Annotated in this window: 16 protein-coding genes; 10 read left to right on the top strand and 6 right to left on the bottom strand. The window is 51.8% G+C overall.

All coding sequences use genetic code 11. The annotated features are described in order from the left end of the window. Positions 1 to 22: 22 nt before the first annotated feature. The 4 genes from BEB42_RS04955 (at position 23) to fadH (ending at position 7567) form a co-directional block, all read left to right on the top strand. A complete protein-coding gene (locus BEB42_RS04955; protein ID WP_001285446.1) occupies positions 23 to 1456 on the top strand; it encodes an amino acid permease in 1434 nt (477 codons plus the stop codon). Between the two features lie 133 nt (positions 1457 to 1589). Then, positions 1590 to 2660, top strand: a complete 1071-nt coding sequence (gene ygjJ, locus BEB42_RS04950; protein ID WP_105267190.1) for a protein YgjJ — start codon at positions 1590 to 1592, stop codon at positions 2658 to 2660. A 15-nt stretch (positions 2661 to 2675) separates the two neighbouring features. Then, entirely contained in the window at positions 2676 to 5027 is a 2352-nt protein-coding gene (ygjK, locus tag BEB42_RS04945; protein WP_105267189.1) for an alpha-glucosidase, read from the top strand. 521 nt (positions 5028 to 5548) lie between these two features. After that, positions 5549 to 7567: an NADPH-dependent 2,4-dienoyl-CoA reductase gene (fadH, locus tag BEB42_RS04940; protein ID WP_000121498.1), complete on the top strand. Its 2019-nt coding sequence runs from the start codon at positions 5549 to 5551 to the stop codon at positions 7565 to 7567. 44 nt (positions 7568 to 7611) lie between these two features. Here the strand turns inward: fadH and higA are convergent, their stop codons facing one another. From higA to rlmG, 3 genes are all read right to left on the bottom strand, one after another. Next, positions 7612 to 8028, bottom strand: coding sequence for a type II toxin-antitoxin system antitoxin HigA (gene higA / locus BEB42_RS04935; RefSeq protein ID WP_000560266.1), 417 nt, complete (start codon positions 8026 to 8028; stop codon positions 7612 to 7614). A gap of 21 nt (positions 8029 to 8049) precedes the next feature. Further along, a complete protein-coding gene (locus tag BEB42_RS04930; RefSeq protein WP_000362256.1) occupies positions 8050 to 8847 on the bottom strand; it encodes a DUF1266 domain-containing protein in 798 nt (265 codons plus the stop codon). Between the two features lie 195 nt (positions 8848 to 9042). Further along, positions 9043 to 10179: a 23S rRNA (guanine(1835)-N(2))-methyltransferase RlmG gene (rlmG, locus tag BEB42_RS04925; protein WP_000018675.1), complete on the bottom strand. Its 1137-nt coding sequence runs from the start codon at positions 10177 to 10179 to the stop codon at positions 9043 to 9045. Positions 10180 to 10263: 84 nt separating this feature from the next. Here rlmG and BEB42_RS04920 point away from each other — a divergent pair, with 84 nt between their 5' ends. The 5 genes from BEB42_RS04920 to sstT all read left to right on the top strand — a co-directional run bounded on the left by BEB42_RS04920 (position 10264) and on the right by sstT (position 15563). Continuing rightward, positions 10264 to 10767 (top strand): M48 metallopeptidase family protein, encoded by a 504-nt coding sequence (locus tag BEB42_RS04920; protein ID WP_001295542.1) that lies wholly within the window; start codon positions 10264 to 10266, stop codon positions 10765 to 10767. 76 nt (positions 10768 to 10843) lie between these two features. Then, on the top strand, positions 10844 to 11536 hold the full coding sequence (locus BEB42_RS04915; RefSeq protein ID WP_105267188.1) for a SanA/YdcF family protein: 693 nt from the start codon (positions 10844 to 10846) through the stop codon (positions 11534 to 11536). Between the two features lie 78 nt (positions 11537 to 11614). Beyond that, complete coding sequence (locus BEB42_RS04910; protein WP_001352921.1) at positions 11615 to 12601, top strand: Gfo/Idh/MocA family protein; 987 nt, start codon at positions 11615 to 11617, stop codon at positions 12599 to 12601. 282 nt (positions 12602 to 12883) lie between these two features. After that, positions 12884 to 13849, top strand: coding sequence for a TerC family membrane protein Alx (alx, locus tag BEB42_RS04905; RefSeq protein WP_001098830.1), 966 nt, complete (start codon positions 12884 to 12886; stop codon positions 13847 to 13849). A gap of 469 nt (positions 13850 to 14318) precedes the next feature. Continuing rightward, positions 14319 to 15563: a serine/threonine transporter SstT gene (gene sstT / locus BEB42_RS04900; protein ID WP_000211662.1), complete on the top strand. Its 1245-nt coding sequence runs from the start codon at positions 14319 to 14321 to the stop codon at positions 15561 to 15563. Positions 15564 to 15566: 3 nt separating this feature from the next. Here the strand turns inward: sstT and BEB42_RS04895 are convergent, their stop codons facing one another. From BEB42_RS04895 to uxaC, 3 genes are all read right to left on the bottom strand, one after another. Continuing rightward, positions 15567 to 16118: a YgjV family protein gene (locus BEB42_RS04895; RefSeq protein WP_000128150.1), complete on the bottom strand. Its 552-nt coding sequence runs from the start codon at positions 16116 to 16118 to the stop codon at positions 15567 to 15569. Between the two features lie 82 nt (positions 16119 to 16200). Beyond that, positions 16201 to 17688, bottom strand: coding sequence for an altronate dehydratase (gene uxaA / locus BEB42_RS04890; protein ID WP_001199344.1), 1488 nt, complete (start codon positions 17686 to 17688; stop codon positions 16201 to 16203). A 14-nt stretch (positions 17689 to 17702) separates the two neighbouring features. Continuing rightward, entirely contained in the window at positions 17703 to 19115 is a 1413-nt protein-coding gene (uxaC, locus tag BEB42_RS04885) for a glucuronate isomerase (RefSeq protein ID WP_000187442.1), read from the bottom strand. Between the two features lie 482 nt (positions 19116 to 19597). On the opposite strand from uxaC, the gene exuT reads away from it, so the two are divergent. Continuing rightward, on the top strand, positions 19598 to 20896 hold the full coding sequence (exuT, locus tag BEB42_RS04880; RefSeq protein WP_001298326.1) for a hexuronate transporter ExuT: 1299 nt from the start codon (positions 19598 to 19600) through the stop codon (positions 20894 to 20896). Positions 20897 to 20911: the final 15 nt, after the last annotated feature.

Here is a 20911-nt window from a genome sequence, read left to right as displayed (position 1 = left end):
TACTCATTTTCGGAGATGTGTTATGTCTGATACCAAACGTAATACAATCGGCAAATTCGGCTTGCTCTCGCTGACTTTTGCCGCCGTTTACAGCTTTAACAACGTTATCAATAATAATATTGAGCTTGGACTGGCCTCGGCACCAATGTTTTTCCTCGCGACGATTTTTTATTTTATTCCCTTCTGTCTGATCATCGCAGAATTTGTTTCGTTAAATAAAAACTCGGAAGCCGGTGTCTACGCGTGGGTAAAAAGTTCGCTGGGCGGACGTTGGGCATTTATTACTGCCTATACCTACTGGTTCGTAAACTTGTTCTTTTTCACCTCATTATTGCCGCGCGTTATTGCTTACGCCTCGTATGCTTTCCTCGGCTACGAATATATTATGACACCGGTTGCCACCACCATTATCAGTATGGTGCTGTTCGCCTTCTCCACCTGGGTTTCCACCAACGGGGCGAAAATGCTGGGGCCAATCACCTCCGTCACTTCAACGCTGATGCTGCTGTTAACGCTCTCCTACATTTTACTGGCAGGCACGGCGCTGGTTGGCGGCGTACAGCCTGCCGATCCGATCACCGTTGACGCGATGATCCCGAACTTTAACTGGGCGTTCCTCGGCGTTACTACCTGGATCTTTATGGCCGCAGGTGGCGCGGAATCTGTCGCGGTGTACGTTAACGACGTCAAAGGCGGTTCAAAATCGTTTGTTAAAGTGATCATTCTCGCCGGGATTTTTATCGGTGTACTGTATTCCGTCTCCTCGGTGCTAATTAACGTCTTCGTCAGCAGCAAAGAGTTGAAGTTTACCGGCGGATCGGTGCAGGTATTCCATGGCATGGCGGCGTATTTTGGTCTGCCGGAAGCATTGATGAATCGCTTTGTTGGCCTGGTGTCCTTTACCGCGATGTTCGGCTCCCTGCTGATGTGGACCGCTACGCCGGTAAAAATTTTCTTCTCCGAAATCCCGGAAGGCATCTTTGGTAAGAAAACCGTCGAACTGAACGAAAACGGCGTTCCGGCGCGCGCAGCGTGGATCCAGTTCCTGATCGTCATCCCGCTGATGATTATCCCGATGCTCGGTTCCAATACCGTGCAGGATCTGATGAATACTATTATTAATATGACTGCCGCAGCATCCATGCTTCCACCGTTATTCATCATGTTGGCTTACCTGAATTTACGCGCCAAATTAGATCACCTGCCACGCGATTTCCGTATGGGCTCCCGCCGCACAGGTATTATCGTTGTTTCAATGCTGATTGCGATATTTGCCGTAGGGTTTGTCGCTTCGACATTCCCGACTGGCGCGAATATTCTGACCATCATTTTTTATAACGTCGGCGGTATTGTTATCTTCCTCGGCTTTGCGTGGTGGAAATACAGTAAATATATAAAGGGATTAACGGCTGAAGAGCGCCATATTGAAGCGACGCCAGCCAGCAATGTTGATTAAGCAGAATAATAAAAAATGAGCAGGCATTTTCCCTCTTCCTGGATGGGGAGAGGGAAAATAGTTTATGCCTTTATATTTTTATAATTACAACGATAAAAGACTGTACTTTTTCTTTAGCTCATGGATTAACACAATGAAATTAATCACTGCACCATGCAGAGCATTACTTGCTCTGCCGTTTTGCTACGCCTTTTCTGCGGCCGCTGAAGAAGCACGTCCGGCAGAACATGACGACACAAAAACACCCGCAATTACCTCGACATCTTCTCCTTCATTTCGTTTTTACGGTGAATTAGGGGTTGGTGGGTATATGGATTTAGAGGGTGAGAATAAACATAAATACAGCGATGGCACCTATATAGAGGGTGGCCTGGAGATGAAGTACGGCTCCTGGTTCGGCCTGATTTACGGCGAAGGCTGGACCGTGCAGGCCGACCACGACGGCAATGCCTGGGTGCCTGACCATAGCTGGGGTGGTTTCGAGGGCGGAATTAATCGTTTCTATGGTGGTTATCGTACCCACAATGGCACCGAAATCATGCTCAGTCTGCGTCAGGATTCCTCGCTGGATGACCTGCAATGGTGGGGCGATTTCACGCCCGATCTGGGCTACGTCATTCCCAATACCCGCGACATTATGACCGCGCTGAAGGTGCAGAACTTAACCGGCAACTTTCGTTATAGCGTCACCGCCACACCAGCCGGACATCATGACGAAAGCAAAGCCTGGCTACATTTTGGCAAATACGATCGCTACGACGACAAATACACCTATCCGGCAATGATGAACGGTTACATCCAGTATGATCTTGCCGAAGGCATCACCTGGATGAACGGTCTGGAAATCACCGACGGTACCGGACAACTCTATCTCACTGGCCTGCTTACCCCTAACTTTGCCGCTCGCGCCTGGCACCATACCGGACGCGCCGACGGGCTGGACGTACCGGGAAGTGAAAGTGGGATGATGGTGAGCGCCATGTATGAAGCGTTCAAGGGGATTTATCTCTCTACCGCTTACACGTACGCCAAACATCGCCCTGACCACGCTGACGATGAAACCACCTCTTTCATGCAGTTTGGTATCTGGTACGAATACGGCGGCGGACGTTTCGCAACGGCTTTTGATAGCCGCTTCTACATGAAAAATGCCTCTAACGATCCCAGCGACCAACTCTTCCTGATGCAATATTTCTACTGGTAAAAGGACAATAATCTCATGAAAATCAAAACTATTTTAACGCCAGTAGCCTGCGCTCTACTGATGAGTTTTTCCGCCCATGCCGCTAATGCCGACAATTACAAAAACGTGATTAACCGTATCGGCGCACCGCAGTACATGAAGGATTACGATTACGACGATCACCAGCGTTTTAATCCGTTTTTCGATCTCGGATCCTGGCATGGCCATCTGTTGCCAGACGGCCCGAACACCATGGGCGGTTTTCCAGGCGTTGCGCTGCTGACAGAAGAATACATCAACTTTATGGCCAGCAATTTCGACCGCCTGACCGTCTGGCAGGACGGCAAGAAAGTCGACTTCACGCTGGAGGCATACAGTATTCCCGGCGCGCTGGTGCAAAAACTGACAGCAAAAGATGTGCAGGTTGAAATGACTCTTCGCTTCGCCACGCCGCGCACGTCACTACTGGAAACCAAAATCACCAGCAATAAACCGCTGGATCTGGTGTGGGACGGCGAGCTGCTGGAAAAACTGGAAGCGAATGAAGGGAAACCGATTTCCGATAAAACCATTGCTGGCGAGTACCCTGATTATCAGCGCAAAATCAGCGCCACCCGTGATGGCCTGAAAGTCACCTTTGGCAAAGTGCGCGCCACCTGGGATCTGCTGACCTCCGGCGAATCAGAATATCAGGTGCATAAATCCCTGCCAGTGCAGACTGAAATCAACGGTAATCACTTTACCAATAAGGCGCATATCAACGGGTCGACGACGCTCTATACCACCTACTCCCACCTGCTGACCGCTCAGGAAGTTAGCAAAGAGCAAATGCAGATCCGCGATATTCTGGCGCGTCCGGCGTTTTATCTCACCGCCTCGCAGCAACGCTGGGAAGAGTACCTGAAGAAAGGGTTAACCAATCCGGATGCGACGCCGGAACAGACGCGCGTCGCGGTGAAAGCCATCGAAACACTCAACGGTAACTGGCGCTCACCGGGCGGGGCGGTGAAATTTAATACCGTCACACCGTCGGTGACCGGGCGCTGGTTCTCCGGCAATCAGACCTGGCCGTGGGATACCTGGAAACAGGCGTTTGCGATGGCGCATTTCAATCCGGAGATCGCCAAAGAGAATATCCGCGCGGTCTTCTCCTGGCAGATCCAACCTGGCGACACCGTGCGTCCACAGGATGTGGGATTTGTCCCCGACCTGATTGCGTGGAACCTTAGCCCCGAGCGTGGCGGCGATGGCGGCAACTGGAACGAACGCAATACCAAGCCCAGCCTTGCCGCCTGGTCGGTGATGGAAGTGTACAACGTCACCCAGGATAAAACCTGGCTGGCAGAGATGTACCCGAAACTGGTGGCCTATCACGACTGGTGGTTACGTAACCGCGATCATAACGGCAACGGCGTGCCGGAATATGGCGCGACCCACGATAAAGCCCATAACACCAAGAGCGGCGAGATGCTGTTTACGGTGAAAAAAGGCGATAAAGAAGAGACGCTGTCTGGGCTGAACAACTACGCCCGCGTGGTGGAGAAAGGCCAGTACGACAGTCTGGAAATTCCGGCACAAGTTGCTGCGTCGTGGGAATCGGGCCGTGATGACGCCGCCGTCTTTGGGTTTATCGACAAGGAACAGCTGGATAAATATGTCGCTAACGGCGGCAAACGTAGCGACTGGACGGTGAAATTCGCCGAGAACCGCAGCCAGGACGGAACGTTGCTGGGCTACTCGCTATTGCAGGAGTCGGTGGATCAGGCCAGCTATATGTACAGCGATAACCATTATTTGGCAGAGATGGCAACTATCCTCGGTAAGCCGGCAGAGGCCAAACGCTATCGCCAGTTGGCGCAGCAGCTCGCGGACTACATCAATACCTGTATGTTCGACCCGACCACGCAGTTCTACTATGACGTGCGCATTGAAGATAAACCGCTGGCGAACGGCTGTGCGGGCAAACCGATTGTTGAGCGCGGTAAAGGGCCTGAAGGCTGGTCGCCGCTGTTTAACGGTGCTGCAACGCAGGCCAATGCCGACGCGGTGGTGAAGGTGATGCTGGACACCAAAGAGTTCAACACCTTTGTACCGCTGGGAACGGCGGCGTTAACCAACCCGGCTTTTGGCGCGGATATCTACTGGCGCGGGCGCGTATGGGTAGATCAGTTCTGGTTTGGTCTGAAAGGAATGGAGCGTTACGGTTATCGCGATGATGCCCTGAAACTGGCGGATACGTTCTTCCAGCATGCCAAAGGATTAACCGCCGACGGTCCGATTCAGGAAAATTACAACCCTCTGACTGGTGCGCAGCAAGGGGCACCCAATTTCTCCTGGAGTGCCGCACATTTGTATATGTTGTATAACGATTTTTTCCGTAAGCAGTAATTTGCAACGGCTGGCGGATGCGGCGTAAACGCCTTATCCGCCCTACATGTGCAATCCCCCTGGTCGGATAGGACGCGGCACGCATCGCATCCGGCAATTGCACCGCGCCACTGGCGGATGCGGCGTGGACGCCTTATCCGCACTACATGTGCGTTCCGTAGGCCGGATAAGACGCGGCAAGCGTCGCATCCGGCATCTGCACCGCGCCACTGGCGGATGCGGCGTAAACACCTTATCCGCACTACATGTGCGTTCCGTAGGCCGGATAAGACGCGGCAAGCGTCGCATCCGGCATCTGCACCGCGCCACTGGCGGATGCGGCGTGGACACCTTATCCGCCCTACATGTGCGTTCCCCCTGGCCGGATAAGACGCGGCAAGCGTCGCATCCGGCATTACCACCAGCCTATTCTTTTTGATTCCCATCACAAACCCCGCATTCCCCTTTTCCCTTTTCCCCGGCGACGGCTAAATTAGAACTCATCCGACCACATAACAATTATTTTACATACTGGATAATTTATGAGCTACCCGTCGCTGTTTGCCCCGCTTGATTTAGGTTTTACCACGTTAAAAAACCGCGTGTTGATGGGTTCAATGCACACCGGGCTGGAGGAATACCCGGACGGTGCCGAGCGGCTGGCGGCGTTTTATGCTGAACGCGCCCGTCACGGCGTGGCGCTGATCGTTAGCGGCGGTATTGCACCTGATTTAACAGGCGTTGGCATGGAAGGCGGTGCAATGCTCAATGACGTCAGCCAGATCCCGCACCATCGCACCATTACCGAAGCGGTACATCAGGAAGGCGGCAAAATCGCCCTGCAAATTTTGCATACCGGACGCTACAGCTACCAACCGCATCTGGTAGCGCCCTCCGCGTTGCAGGCCCCCATCAACCGTTTCGTTCCTCATGAACTCACCCATGAAGAGATCCTGCGACTGATCGACGATTTCGCCCGCTGCGCGCAACTGGCGCGGGAGGCCGGATACGATGGCGTCGAAGTGATGGGTTCCGAAGGGTATTTGATCAACGAATTTCTGACTCTGCGCACCAACCAGCGTAGCGACCAGTGGGGCGGCGATTACCGCAACCGGATGCGGTTTGCCGTCGAAGTAGTGCGTGCGGTGCGCGAGCGCGTCGGCAACGACTTCATTATTATCTATCGGCTGTCGATGCTCGACCTGGTAGAAGGCGGCGGGACTTTTACCGAAACGGTAGAACTGGCGCAGGTCATTGAAGCGGCGGGCGCAACCATTATCAACACTGGAATAGGCTGGCACGAAGCGCGGATTCCGACCATCGCTACGCCAGTGCCGCGCGGCGCATTTAGCTGGGTCACACGCAAACTGAAAGGTCACGTCTCATTGCCGCTGGTGACCACCAACCGGATTAACGATCCGCAGGTTGCCGACGATATTCTCTCGCGCGGTGATGCCGATATGGTATCGATGGCGCGACCGTTTCTTGCTGATGCGGAGCTGCTGTCAAAAGCGCAATCGGGGCGAGCCGATGAGATCAACACCTGCATTGGCTGCAATCAGGCCTGTCTCGATCAGATCTTTGTCGGCAAAGTCACCTCGTGCCTGGTGAATCCTCGCGCCTGCCACGAAACCAAAATGCCGATCCTTCCCGCCGTGCAGAAAAAAAATCTGGCGGTGGTCGGCGCAGGTCCGGCGGGGCTGGCGTTTGCCATCAATGCGGCAGCGCGTGGTCATCAGGTAACGTTGTTTGATGCACATAGCGAGATCGGCGGGCAGTTTAATATCGCCAAACAGATCCCCGGCAAAGAGGAATTTTACGAAACATTGCGCTACTACCGCCGGATGATCGAAGTGACTGGCGTGACACTGAAACTTAATCACACCGTGACCGCAGATCAGTTAAAGGCGTTCGATGAAACGATCCTCGCCAGTGGGATCGTACCGCGCATTCCGCCCATCGACGGGATCGATCATCCGAAGGTGTTGAGTTATCTCGACGCACTGCGCGACAAAGCGCCGGTGGGCAACAACGTCGCCATCATTGGTTGTGGTGGGATTGGCTTTGATACAGCGATGTATTTAAGTCAGCCAGGGGAGTCCACCAGCCAGAATATCACCGAGTTTTGTAATGAGTGGGGAATCGACAGTAGCCTGCAACAGGGTGGTGGGTTAAGCCCGCAGGGAATGCAGATCCCCCGTAGCCCGCGACAGATTGTGATGCTTCAACGCAAAGCCAGCAAACCAGGGCAAGGGTTGGGCAAAACTACGGGCTGGATCCATCGCACCACCCTGCTCGCGCGCGGCGTGAAAATGATCCCAGGCGTAAGTTACCAGAAGATCGACGATGACGGGCTGCATGTGGTGATCAACGGCGAACCGCAAATTTTGGCGGTAGATCATGTGGTGATCTGCGCGGGGCAGGAGCCAAACCGCACGCTGGCACAACCGCTCATTGATAGCGGGAAAACCGTGCATTTAATTGGCGGCTGCGATGTGGCTATGGAGCTGGACGCTCGACGGGCAATTGCCCAGGGAACACGGTTGGCGCTGGAGATTTAAATCGTTGTTTGAAGCGCCGGATGCGCCGCATCCGGCACGTCGCGTTAATCAATAAACAAGGCGGGAGAAATGCCGAATCTCGTTGCCAGTTTTTTAGCGTGTTCCAGCGTTAATTTCCTCTTCCCGCTCAAAACGCGTGACACCATCGATTTACTGCCAATTTCCGGCAGATCGGAAAGGGTTAAACCATATTGATCCATAAGGGTACGAATCACAGCTATACCGCCAGGCATGGCTTGAGCCATGGCATTAAATTCAGCAAATTCGGGCGCTGATTCTTCCCACGCGGTTATTTTGGCACACACCAGATCCAGCAAGGGGTTTTCAGGATCGTTGAGCAGCAGATGATCTACCAGTTCCAGCGCCTGGGTGTATTGTTCCTCGTTCTGAATACCCGCCAAAAAAGGTGCCACAGCAGTTAGCTTTTCTCCTGCTTGCAAGATGTCGGCAATCGCAATCATTTTCGCCCTTATGTAATTGGCTCAAGCGTAGGGTGACGTTTCTATTTTTAATGGTGTATCCCAGTCTAATTTAAAGGGACTATTAGCCACATCCTTCTGTTTATTTATAATCATTACCCTATTATGATAGCAGCCTAATTTTTTAAGTTCATGTTGTTGATCTTCCCCACTCCACCAAAGATAACCATATAAATAGCTTTTATTAAACTCGTCCCATGAAGAAAAATTTTTCTGAATTTTCGATGTTACATCAAAGACTTCTTTTATATAACGTTGTTCATCTATCCACCCAGCCAAATAATAATCTGCTAATAAATGATTTGCCCGACTTAAATCCCATGCAAGAATCGCATTATTGCCAAAATCAAGATGCGCATCATGCATTACTCTCATTTTAGTAAGCATTTTTTTATCAGTGATATTTGTGAATAATGTTTGCCAGTTTTGCTCTGTCTCTAAATTTATGACATTTTCAGTTATGTGTTTAAGCTCTTGAAGAAATTGTTCGTTATGTCGACCATCAACAAGCGACTGGAGCATCTCCATACCCGCTGATATGTCTTCTACTCCCCAGAAGCGTTTACAACGACCTTTTGCAGTAAGGCGGTTATCTTTATTATACTCATGGCCCGCTAATAACCGATAATCACCGCCGTTTAATACAGTGATTACAAGGTGCGTTCCATTAACAAATCGCATCGTATCATTTAACAACGGAGCATTATCTCTTTTTTTACGTTTTCTTTTTACATCTAACCAAGCCCATGTAAGAGCAACAGGAACAGTAACAGCAAGTCCTAGCAAAGTATATTTATCCATAATTATTCCGTTCGATGTAATGCTGAAAAAGATTGTTAATAATATAGAGTAGCAAATTGACAAAAAAGTCCTTAAACGGACCTTTCGTATTTAGAACAATTTTATTCTGAAAAATAGATTAGAAATAATGATATAGCGATGAACTTATTTACCGGATCGGGCATTTCAACCGCAATCCGGCATTACAAACAAGACTTACCGACGACGCCCCAGCTTCACCGCTTTCAGCACCACAAATTTATTATTGGTGGCAATGGTGGTGCAGTTGCCAAAAATTTTCTTCAGTTTATGGAAGTAATCCAGGTGACGGTTGGCAACGATATACAGCTCGCCGTTGATTTTCAGGCAGCGGCGCGCGTGGTGGAACATTTCCCAGGCAACGTTATCGGTCAGTGCATGTTGCTGGTGAAACGGCGGGTTGCAGAGCACAGCATTAAAGCGGAACGGCTCCACGCCGGAGAGCGCGTTGTTGATCATAAACTCGCAGCGATCCAACGCCTCTGGCATGTTGGTTTCAACATTCAAACGGCTGGAAGCAACCGCCATCGGTGATTCATCGACAAACACCACTTTCGCCTGCGGGTTTTTATCAAGCAGCGTCAGGCCAATAACGCCGTTACCACAACCGAGATCGACAACCTCACCCTCGAGATTCTCTGGCAGATGCTGCATAAAGAAGCGCGCGCCAATATCAAGCCCGGTGCGTGAGAAGACATTCGCATGGTTGTGGATAGTCCAGTCAGTACCCTCCAGCTTCCAGCTAACGGTCTGCGGTGCATCAACCAGCGGCGGCTCGTTGAAAGTGCAGTTAATCAGGCGCGCTTTCTTCCATGCCAGCGTGGTGGTGGTCGGGCCGAGCACTTTTTCGAACAGTTCCAGCGTGGAGGTGTGAATGTCACGGGCTTTAGCACCGGCAATAATACGTGTATCCGGCGTGACTACTTTGCGCAATGCGCGCAGTTGCTGTTCCAGCAATGCCAGTGTTTTCGGCACTTTGATCAGTACCACCCCCGGCTGCTGCGGGTAGTCAGCGGTGCTGTCGAGAAACTTCACGCTCGATTCATCAATCCCGTTGAGGCGTAAATTCTCGCGCGTCGCCAGTTCGCTGATGTATGAGTCGCCAATGCTGTATGGCTTATGTTCCGCCAGCGCACAACTTAACGCCCCAAAGGCATCATTCAGGATTAACACCGGGCCGCGGATTTCTGTGTCGTCCAACTGTTGCAGCAAATATTCATCTGCCGCTTCCCACGCCTGTAGCGGGTTAACGTCATCCGTCGCCGGAAAACGTTGTAGTGTCAGTGAACGGAAACCGTTGTCTAAGTGGCTCATCGGCCCTCCTGAATGATAAAATTTCGACGTTGCCCCTGAAAAGGGTGCGTGAGTATACCCTTTTTCTCTTTTTCGTGGGCGGTTATGAGCAATCTTACTTATCTTCAGGGTTATCCCGAACAGTTGCTTTCCCAGGTGCGCACGCTGATTAATGAACAGCGTCTGGGCGATGTGCTGGCAAAACGCTATCCAGGAACGCACGACTACGCCACCGATAAAGCCCTCTGGCAATATACTCAGGATCTGAAGAATCAGTTTCTGCGCAATGCCCCGCCGATCAATAAAGTGATGTATGACAACAAGATCCATGTGCTGAAAAACGCGCTCGGGTTACATACCGCTGTTTCGCGTGTGCAGGGCGGCAAGCTGAAAGCAAAAGCAGAGATCCGCGTCGCTACCGTGTTTCGCAACGCGCCGGAACCGTTTTTGCGCATGATCGTGGTGCACGAGTTGGCGCACCTGAAGGAGAAAGAGCACAACAAAGCGTTTTACCAGTTGTGCTGTCATATGGAACCGCAGTACCACCAGCTTGAGTTCGACACCCGGCTGTGGCTAACGCAGTTGTCGCTTGGGCAGGACAAAATCTGAAAATGATGTCAGGCGTTATCTTTTCTTCCTTTAGCGCCTAAAATCGACCTCCCCCCTTTCGTTAAGGATAACGACCATGCTGCGCGCCTTTGCCCGCCTTCTTCTCCGTATTTGTTTTTCTCGCCGGACTCTAAAGCTTGCCTGCTTACTGTTACTTGTGGCAGGAGCGACAATTTTTATCGCCGATCGCGCAATGGTCAACGCCAGCAAGCAGCTGACCTGGAACGATGTTAACGCCGTTCCGGCGCGTAACGTGGGTTTATTGCTGGGGGCGAGGCCGGGTAATCGCTACTTTACCCGACGTATTGATACCGCAGCAGAGTTGTACCACGCCGGAAAAGTGAAATGGCTACTAGTGAGCGGCGATAACGGACGTAAAAATTACGATGAAGCCTCAGGCATGCAGCAGGCTTTGATCGCTAAAGGCGTACCCGCAAAAGTCATCTTCTGCGACTATGCCGGATTCTCAACGCTTGATTCGGTGGTGCGTGCCAAAAAGGTGTTTGGTGAAAGCCATATCACTATTATTTCGCAAGAATTTCATAACCAACGCGCCATCTGGCTGGCAAAACAGTACGGCATCGATGCCATCGAGTTTAACGCACCAGACCTGAATATGAAACATGGTTTTTATACTCAGCTGCGGGAGAAACTCGCTCGCGTCAGCGCAGTGATTGACGCGAAAATCCTCCATCGACAGCCGAAATATCTCGGGCCGTCGGTCATGATTGGGCCGTTTAGCGAGCATGGCTGTCCGGCGAAAGAATAATGCGTATCTGCGCACGTCGAAGATGAAAAAGGCGTGCTACATTGACGGCAGAATCCCTTTATGGAGTATCCACGCGTTATGATACGTTTCGCTGTGATTGGCACGAACTGGATCACCCGCCAGTTCGTCGAGGCCGCCCATGAGAGCGGTAAATACAAGTTAACCGCTGTCTATTCCCGCAGCCTTGAACAGGCCCAGCACTTCGCCAATGATTTTTCTGTCGAGCATCTGTTTACATCGCTGGAAGCGATGGCTGAAAGCGATGCCATTGACGCGGTGTATATTGCCAGCCCGAATTCCCTGCACTTTTCCCAGACACAACTTTTCCTTAGCCATAAAATTCATGTGATTTGCGAGAAACCGCTGGCGTCGAATCTGGCGGAAGTGGATGCCGCCATTGCCTGTGCGCGGGAAAATCAGGTGGTGCTGTTTGAGGCATTTAAAACCGCCAGCCTGCCGAATTTCCATTTGTTACGCCAGGTACTGCCGAAAGTTGGCAAATTGCGTAAAGTCTTTTTCAACTATTGCCAATATTCCTCGCGATATCAACGTTATCTGGACGGCGAGAATCCCAACACCTTCAATCCGGCATTCTCCAACGGTTCAATTATGGATATCGGCTTTTACTGTCTGGCGTCGGCGGTGGCGTTATTTGGTGAACCGAAAAGCGTGCAGGCAACCGCCAGTTTGCTGGCAAGTGGTGTGGATGCCCACGGCGTGGTGGTGATGGATTACGGTGATTTCAGCGTTACCTTGCAGCACTCAAAGGTCAGTGATTCTGTGCTGGCAAGTGAGATTCAGGGCGAAGCGGGATCGCTGGTGATTGAAAAACTGTCTGAATGCCAGAAAGTTTGCTATGTGCCGCGCGGCAGCCAGATGCAGGATCTTACCCAACCGCAGCATATTAATACCATGCTGTACGAAGCAGAGCTGTTCGCTACCCTGGTGGATGAACATCTGGTAGATCATCCAGGGCTGGCGGTCAGTCGTATCACCGCCAGGCTGCTGACCGAGATCCGCCGCCAGACCGGGGTGATTTTTCCGGCAGATAGCGTAAAACTATAATAGCCAAAGTAAAACAGTGTAAAAGGGATGTAACAGACCATTGACTGACCGAATGGTCTGTCATACTTTGTTACCTGCAAAGGGGAGTAACTTCATTGCCGGTCGATCGTCATTACGATGTGTGAAAAACCACATCCGGTCACCGGGCAACCCGAAAGGAATACGCAGACGTATTCCTTTTTTGTTGTAAGTGAGACCTTGCCGGAAGGCGAGGTCTATGCATAAAAAGCAGCGGCTGACGTCTTCCGACGTTGGCCGTTTTTTTATGTGTAAGGAACTTCTATGAATACTGTCGGCACGCCGTTGCTATGGGGCGGATTCGCTGTTGTTGTCGTCATTATGCTGGCTATCGACCTGTTGTTGCAGGGGCGTCGCGGGGCACATGCCATGACCATGAAACAGGCTGCGGCCTGGTCGCTGGTCTGGGTGACATTGTCGTTATTGTTTAATGCCGCTTTCTGGTGGTATCTGGCGCAGACACAGGGGCGCGAAGTCGCGGACCCTCAGGCATTGGCCTTCCTCACGGGTTATCTGATTGAGAAATCACTGGCGGTCGATAACGTCTTCGTCTGGCTGATGTTGTTCAGCTATTTCTCTGTTCCGGCGGCATTACAACGCCGCGTGCTCGTGTATGGCGTACTCGGGGCGATTGTTCTGCGTACCATCATGATCTTCACTGGCAGCTGGCTGATTTCGCAGTTCGACTGGATCCTGTATATCTTCGGTGCCTTCCTGCTGTTTACTGGCGTGAAGATGGCGCTGGCTCATGAAGATGAATCAGGTATTGGTGACAAGCCGCTGGTGCGTTGGCTGCGCGGTCATTTGCGCATGACCGACACCATCGACAACGAGCATTTCTTTGTGCGTAAGAATGGTTTGTTGTATGCCACGCCGCTGATGCTGGTACTGATTCTGGTGGAGTTGAGCGACGTGATTTTCGCCGTGGATAGCATTCCGGCTATCTTCGCCGTGACCACCGATCCGTTTATTGTGCTGACCTCAAACCTGTTTGCGATCCTCGGCCTGCGTGCGATGTATTTCCTGTTGGCGGGCGTAGCAGAACGTTTCTCGATGCTCAAATATGGTCTGGCGGTAATTCTGGTGTTTATCGGTATCAAGATGCTGATTGTCGATTTCTACCATATTCCGATCGCCGTTTCGCTGGGCGTGGTGTTTGGCATTCTGGTGATGACGTTTATTATCAACGCCTGGGTGAATTATCGGCATGATAAGCAGCGGGTGGGATAATTCGCTGTATATTAAGCCACTACGGGTGATAACTCATTCCAGACAAAGATGAGCGATTAAGTATGTAACCGACTTATAGCTCTTTACAAAAAGATCGCTTGGGTGTTAGTGGCGTCAATATCACCGAAGCGTTCCCTGGAGGCCGGGGCAGCGGCGATTGGCCGCTCCCTGCGCCAGTGACTTTATGTGGCATCGCACATCACAGGAGCGCAACAGTTCTCATATGCCAAATAGTTTTGCCTATATGTTATCTAATCAGTCTCAGTAACCAGTCCTTCCCTCTGTTTATGTCAAATAAATGTAACCATTAAGTTGCAAAATATGACCTCTCTTTAAAATCCAGCATTTTTCGCTTCCCGAAGCTGTAACTTTCCTTATACTCGACCTTGCAAACACTTTGTTACATCCTGAAAGATGCGTCGACAGAACGCACCAGGGATGTGCGACAACACAATGAAAGGATCGAAAAATGACTACGCAACGTTCACCGGGGCTATTCCGGCGTCTGGCTCATGGCAGCCTGGTAAAACAAATTCTGGTCGGCCTTGTTCTGGGGATTCTTCTGGCATGGATCTCAAAACCGGCGGCTGAAGCTGTCGGTCTGTTAGGTACTTTGTTCGTTGGTGCCCTGAAAGCTGTAGCGCCGATTCTGGTGCTGATGCTGGTAATGGCATCTATTGCTAACCACCAGCACGGGCAGAAAACCAACATTCGCCCTATTCTGTTCCTCTATCTGCTGGGCACCTTCTCTGCTGCTCTGGCCGCGGTAGTCTTCAGCTTTGCCTTCCCTTCTACCCTGCACTTGTCCAGTAGCGCGAGTGATATTTCGCCACCGTCAGGCATTGTAGAAGTGATGCGTGGGCTGGTAATGAGCATGGTTTCCAACCCCATCGACGCGTTGCTGAAAGGTAACTACATCGGGATTCTGGTGTGGGCAATTGGCCTCGGTTTTGCACTGCGTCACGGTAACGAAACCACTAAAAACCTGGTCAATGATATGTCGAATGCCGTCACCTTTATGGTGAAACTGGTCATTCGTTTCGCACCGATCGGTATTTTTGGTCTGGTTTCTTCTACCCTGGCAACCACCGGTTTCTCCACACTGTGGGGCTACGCGCAACTGCTGGTGGTGCTGGTTGGCTGTATGTTACTGGTGGCGCTGGTGGTTAACCCATTGCTGGTGTGGTGGAAAATTCGTCGTAACCCGTTCCCGCTGGTGCTGCTGTGCCTGCGCGAAAGCGGCGTGTACGCCTTCTTCACCCGCAGCTCTGCGGCGAACATTCCGGTGAATATGGCGCTGTGTGAAAAGCTGAATCTGGATCGTGATACCTATTCCGTTTCTATTCCGCTAGGTGCAACGATCAATATGGCGGGCGCAGCAATCACCATTACCGTGTTGACGCTGGCTGCGGTTAATACGCTGGGTATTCCGGTGGATCTACCAACGGCGCTGCTGTTGAGCGTAGTGGCTTCTCTGTGCGCCTGTGGTGCGTCCGGCGTGGCAGGTGGTTCTCTGCTGCTGATCCCGCTGGCCTGTAATATGTTCGGTATTTCGAACGATATCGCCATGCAGGTGGTTGCCGTCGGCTTTATCATCGGCGTATTGCAGGACTCTTGCGAAACCGCGCTGAACTCTTCAACTGACGTGCTGTTCACTGCAGCAGCTTGCCAGGCGGAAGACGATCGTCTGGCAAATAGCGCCCTGCGTAACTAATACTTAGCCCCTTTCGTCTACGGCGGAAGGGGTTTTCTCCACTTTAAACGGATCAATTCCCCTTCTCTGCATACGCCAAAAACGAATGATATTCAGGCCATTCATCAGCAGAAAACTGCCTTCAATCATTGTGCCACCAATCGACCCGGCCCAAATGTTGTGAGTTAACCAGCAACAAGTAGAAAACCACATCACGCAGCGCATGGTCAGCCCTTTACAACGGAACAGCGCCCAGGTACTGACAATCGTGCCGATAACCGGCAGCAGCTCCATGGGATGATGGAACTTCGCCAGGCCAACTCCGCCAGTCAGCACGATGAAGATCGCCATTATCCATAAGCTGCGCGTGCGTAAGGTAATCAGCGTACGAATGGCATTAAGAATGGCACTGGCACCAGCGGGATAGGTGCCCATAAGAAAAAAATGCACGCCAATAACGGCGCTATAGACCGAAAGCTGCTTTTTGAAGCGACGTTCGTCACGGTTGAAAAATGTTGTGATACCAATCAGAAAGGCGATGACACCCACGCCCTGGGCCAGCCAATACGCGGTCATGATAAATCCTTAGCAGGTATGGAAAAGCAAACGGCGCTTCACATTATGAAACGCCGTTTTTTATTAACAACTCATTTCGACTTTATAGCGTTACGCCGCTTTTAAAGATCGCCAGTTCACGGAAGTCGTTACGCTCGTTGCAGGTTTGCTTACCGTTGGCAAACTCAACGATGGTATCGATAAATTCTTCCAGCAACTGCGGCATCGCTTTACCGTGGATCAGCTGACCCGCGTCAAAGTCGATCCAGTGTTTTTTCTTCGCCGCCAGTTCACTGTTGGTGGCGATTTTCACCGTCGGCACAAATCCACCATACGGCGTGCCACGACCAGTACTGAACAGCACCATATGGCAGCCCGCACCCGCCAGGGCGCTGGTCGCTACGGCATCGTTACCTGGCGCACTTAACAAGTTCAGCCCCGGCGTTTTCAGACGCTCGCCGTAACGCAGCACGTCAACCACGACACTGGAACCGGCTTTTTGCGTACAGCCAAGGGATTTATCTTCCAGCGTGGTGATACCACCCGCTTTGTTCCCCGGTGATGGGTTTTCGTAGATCGGCTGGTCATGGGCAATAAAGTACTGCTTGAAGTCATTGACCATGGTGACCAGTTTTTCAAACGTTGCTTCGTCACGACAATGGTCCATCAGCAACTGCTCTGCGCCGAACATCTCCGGCACTTCGGTCAGTACGGTAGTACCACCGTTAGCAATCACGTAGTCAGAGAAACGCCCCAGCATCGGGTTAGCAGTAATACCAGAAAGACCGTCAGAACCACCGCACTCCAGACCAAACTTCAGTTCGCTGAGTTTGCCTGGCTCGCGCTTGTCGTTGCGCATCACGTTATACAGCTGATGCAAATGCTCGATCCCGGCTTCGATCTCATCATCCTGCTGTTGGCAGATCATGAAATGAACGCGTTCAGGATCGATATCGCCCAACGTTTCACGGAATGCGGCAACCTGGTTGTTTTCACAGCCCAGACCAATCACCAGCACTGCGCCCGCGTTCGGGTGGCGCACCATATTTTGCAGCATGGTGCGGGTATTGATGTGATCGTCGCCCAGCTGCGAGCAGCCGTAGGTGTGGCTGAAGAGGAACACGCCGTCAGTACCTTCGGCGTTGTTGGTCTCTTTCAGGAAACGGTTCTGGATCTGCCGCGCGATGCCGTTAACACAACCCACGGTTGGCAGGATCCACAGCTCATTACGCACCCCGACATCGCCGTTCGCGCGACGATAGATCTGCACTTCACGATCTGCCGCTTGCGCAGGCAGATCCTGAAAATCAGGTTGATAGCGATACTGATCCAGATCGCTCAGATTCGTGCGCGTATTGTGGGCGTGAACGTGTTCCCCCGCCGCAATATCCGCCAATGCATAACCAATCGGCAGGCCATATTTAATGACGTTGGCCCCTTTTGCGATATCCGTTAACGCAAATTTATGTCCACGAGCAACATCCTGGCGCAGCGTAACAATCTGGTTATCGACACTGACTTCTGTGCCTTCCGCCAAATCTGCTAAAGCAACCGCGACGTTATCCAGCGCATGGATCTTGATGTATTGCATATCAACCCCAGACCTTAGTTCAGTTCAATGGCGAAGTAGTCACGCGCATTGTTAAAGCAAATATTTTTCACCATCTCGCCCAGCAGGTTGATGTCCGCCGGTGCTTCGCCCGCTTCCACCCAGCGGCCAATCATCTGGCACAGAATGCGGCGGAAGTATTCGTGACGGGTGTATGACAGGAAGCTACGGCTGTCAGTCAGCATACCGACAAAGCGGCTCAGCAGACCGAGCTGCGCCAGTTGGGTCATCTGACGTTCCATACCGTCTTTCTGATCGTTAAACCACCAGCCGGAACCGAACTGCATTTTGCCCGGCATACCTTCGCCCTGGAAGTTACCGATCATGGTGCCCAGCACTTCGTTATCGCGCGGGTTCAGGCAGTAGAGAATGGTTTTCGGCAGCAGGTTTTCTTCGTTCTGCTTGCTCAGCAACTTAGACAGCTCTTCTGCCATCGGACGATCGTTGATGGAGTCAAAGCCTACATCCGGCCCCAGCAGTTTGAACTGACGCAAGTTGTTATTACGCAGTGCGCCAATGTGGTACTGCTGTACCCAGCCGCGACGTGCATATTCAGCGCCAAGGAACACCAGCACCGCAGTTTTGAACTGTGCCACTTCGTGCTCGCTCAGGGTTTCGCCTGCCAGACGGCGCGCCAGAATGCTATCCAGTTCCGCTTCGTTCGCTTCGGCAAACATCACCACGTCCAGCGCATGATCAGACACTTTACAGCCGTGAGCGGCGAAGTGATCCAGACGCTTGGTCAGGGCAGTTTGCAGGTCAGCAAAACGACGGATGTCGGTATCAGAGACTTCACCCAGCTTCGCCATGTAGTCGTTAAAGGTCGCCTGTTCGATGTTGAAGGCTTTGTCCGGACGCCAGCTCGGTAGCACTTTAATGGTGAAAGAGCCGTCTTTGGCGATCTCAGCGTGATGCTCCAGTGAATCGATCGGGTCATCGGTAGTGCCGACCATTTTCACGTTCATCTGCTGCATGATGCCGCGCGCAGAGAAATTATCCTGCGCCAGCAGTTCGTTACATTCGTTCCAGATTTCGTCAGCGGTAGACGGGGAAAGCAATTTGCCGGTAATACCAAATGGACGACGCAGTTCGAGGTGCGTCCAGTGGTATAACGGGTTGCCGATAGTGTGCGGAACGGTCGCCGCCCAGGCGTCAAATTTTTCACGGTCAGACGCATCACCGGTACACAGACGCTCAGCCACGCCATTAGTGCGCATAGCACGCCATTTGTAATGATCACCTTTCAGCCAGATGTCATACAGGTTTTTAAAACGATAGTCTTCCGCAATCTGCTGCGGCGGCAAATGGCAATGGTAATCGAAAATCGGCTGGTCTTTTGCGTAGTCGTGATACAGACGGCGGGCAAATTCGGTATCTAACAGGAAATCTTCAGTCATAAACGGAGTCATTTTCGTCTTCCTCTCAACGAGTGAGCTAGCTTGCTTATGGTGCGATGCTGACAAAGTTATCACACCAATTTCCAGAGTCCGAAGATATTTTCGTGAGATAGATCAATAAACGTAGTTAAAAAAATTACTCTCAAAGTGGTAAATCTCGCTGCAAGCCGCGCCAGTACTGGCCTCGCTGTCATCAGGTAATGTCCCTACAAATATTCCCACATTTGTGATGGCTCTCACCTTTTAAAGTTGTATGACAAGTTATCTTTCTGCCGTCGCAAATCATAAGTCGACGGAATGCAAATTGCCGATTCATTCATTTGTTAGATGAATCGGGTTAACCGGTACGGAAGCCGAATTAGCACGAAACTTTCATGGCAACGTTCGGGGCGTGCCGGTTTTTTTTCGGTTACCCGGTCGTAACTAACATCTTCAGCCTCTGGCGGGATGATGGCCGCGCTTCCTGCGGATATAACAAAACGATGAGGTTTTACATGCGTAAAATTAAAGGGTTACGTTGGTATATGATCGCACTGGTGACGCTCGGCACCGTGCTTGGTTACCTGACGCGTAACACTGTGGCGGCAGCTGCGCCAACTCTGATGGAAGAGTTAAACATCTCCACCCAACAGTATTCCTATATCATCGCAGCCTATTCTGCTGCTTATACGGTCATGCAACCGGTAGCAGGTTATGTACTGGATGTGCTGGGTACGAAAATCGGTTACGCAATGTTTGCTGTACTGTGGGCTGTGTTCTGTGGCGCAACCGCGCTGGCAGGTAGCTGGGGTGGCCTGGCGGTTGCTCGTGGTGCGGTAGGTGCTGCAGAGGCGGCGATGATCCCGGCGGGTCTGAAAGCCAGTTCCGAATGGTTCCCGGCAAAAGAGCGCTCCATCGCGGTCGGCTACTTTAACGTAGGTTCTTCGATTGGTGCGATGATTGCGCCGCCGCTGGTGGTATGGGCAATCGTGATGCACAGCTGGCAGATGGCATTTATCATCTCCGGTGCGTTGAGCTTTATCTGGGCGATGGCATGGCTGATTTTCTACAAGCATCCGCGCGACCAGAAACATCTGACCGATGAAGAACGTGACTACATTATTAATGGTCAGGAAGCCCAGCACCAGGTTGACACAGCGAAGAAAATGTCCGTTGGTCAGATCCTGCGTAACCGTCAGTTCTGGGGTATCGCGCTACCGCGTTTCCTGGCTGAACCTGCCTGGGGTACTTTTAACGCGTGGATCCCGCTGTTCATGTTTAAAGTTTACGGCTTTAACCTGAAAGAGATCGCGATGTTCGCCTGGATGCCGATGCTGTTTGCTGACCTCGGTTGTATCCTCGGTGGTTACCTGCCGCCGCTGTTCCAGCGTTGGTTTGGCGTGAACCTGATCGTTTCCCGTAAGATGGTAGTAACGCTGGGTGCGGTGCTGATGATTGGCCCAGGTATGATCGGTCTGTTCACTAACCCGTATGTCGCGATTATGCTGCTGTGTATCGGTGGTTTTGCTCACCAGGCCCTGTCTGGCGCACTGATTACGCTCTCTTCTGACGTGTTCGGTCGTAACGAAGTGGCGACGGCGAACGGTTTAACCGGGATGTCCGCATGGCTGGCAAGTACGCTGTTTGCACTGGTAGTCGGTGCACTGGCTGACACCATCGGCTTCAGCCCGCTGTTCGCAGTTCTGGCAGTATTCGACCTGCTGGGTGCGCTGGTTATCTGGACTGTGTTGCAGAACAAACCGGCGATTGAGGTGGCGCAGGAATCACATAACGATCCCGCACCGCAACATTAAGGCTTCGTGTAAGTT

This window comes from Escherichia sp. MOD1-EC5990 (assembly GCF_002965285.1).
Lineage (GTDB): Bacteria > Pseudomonadota > Gammaproteobacteria > Enterobacterales > Enterobacteriaceae > Escherichia > Escherichia coli_F.
Note: the sequence above shows the minus strand (reverse complement) of the source record. Positions and strands in the feature narration are given on the sequence as shown.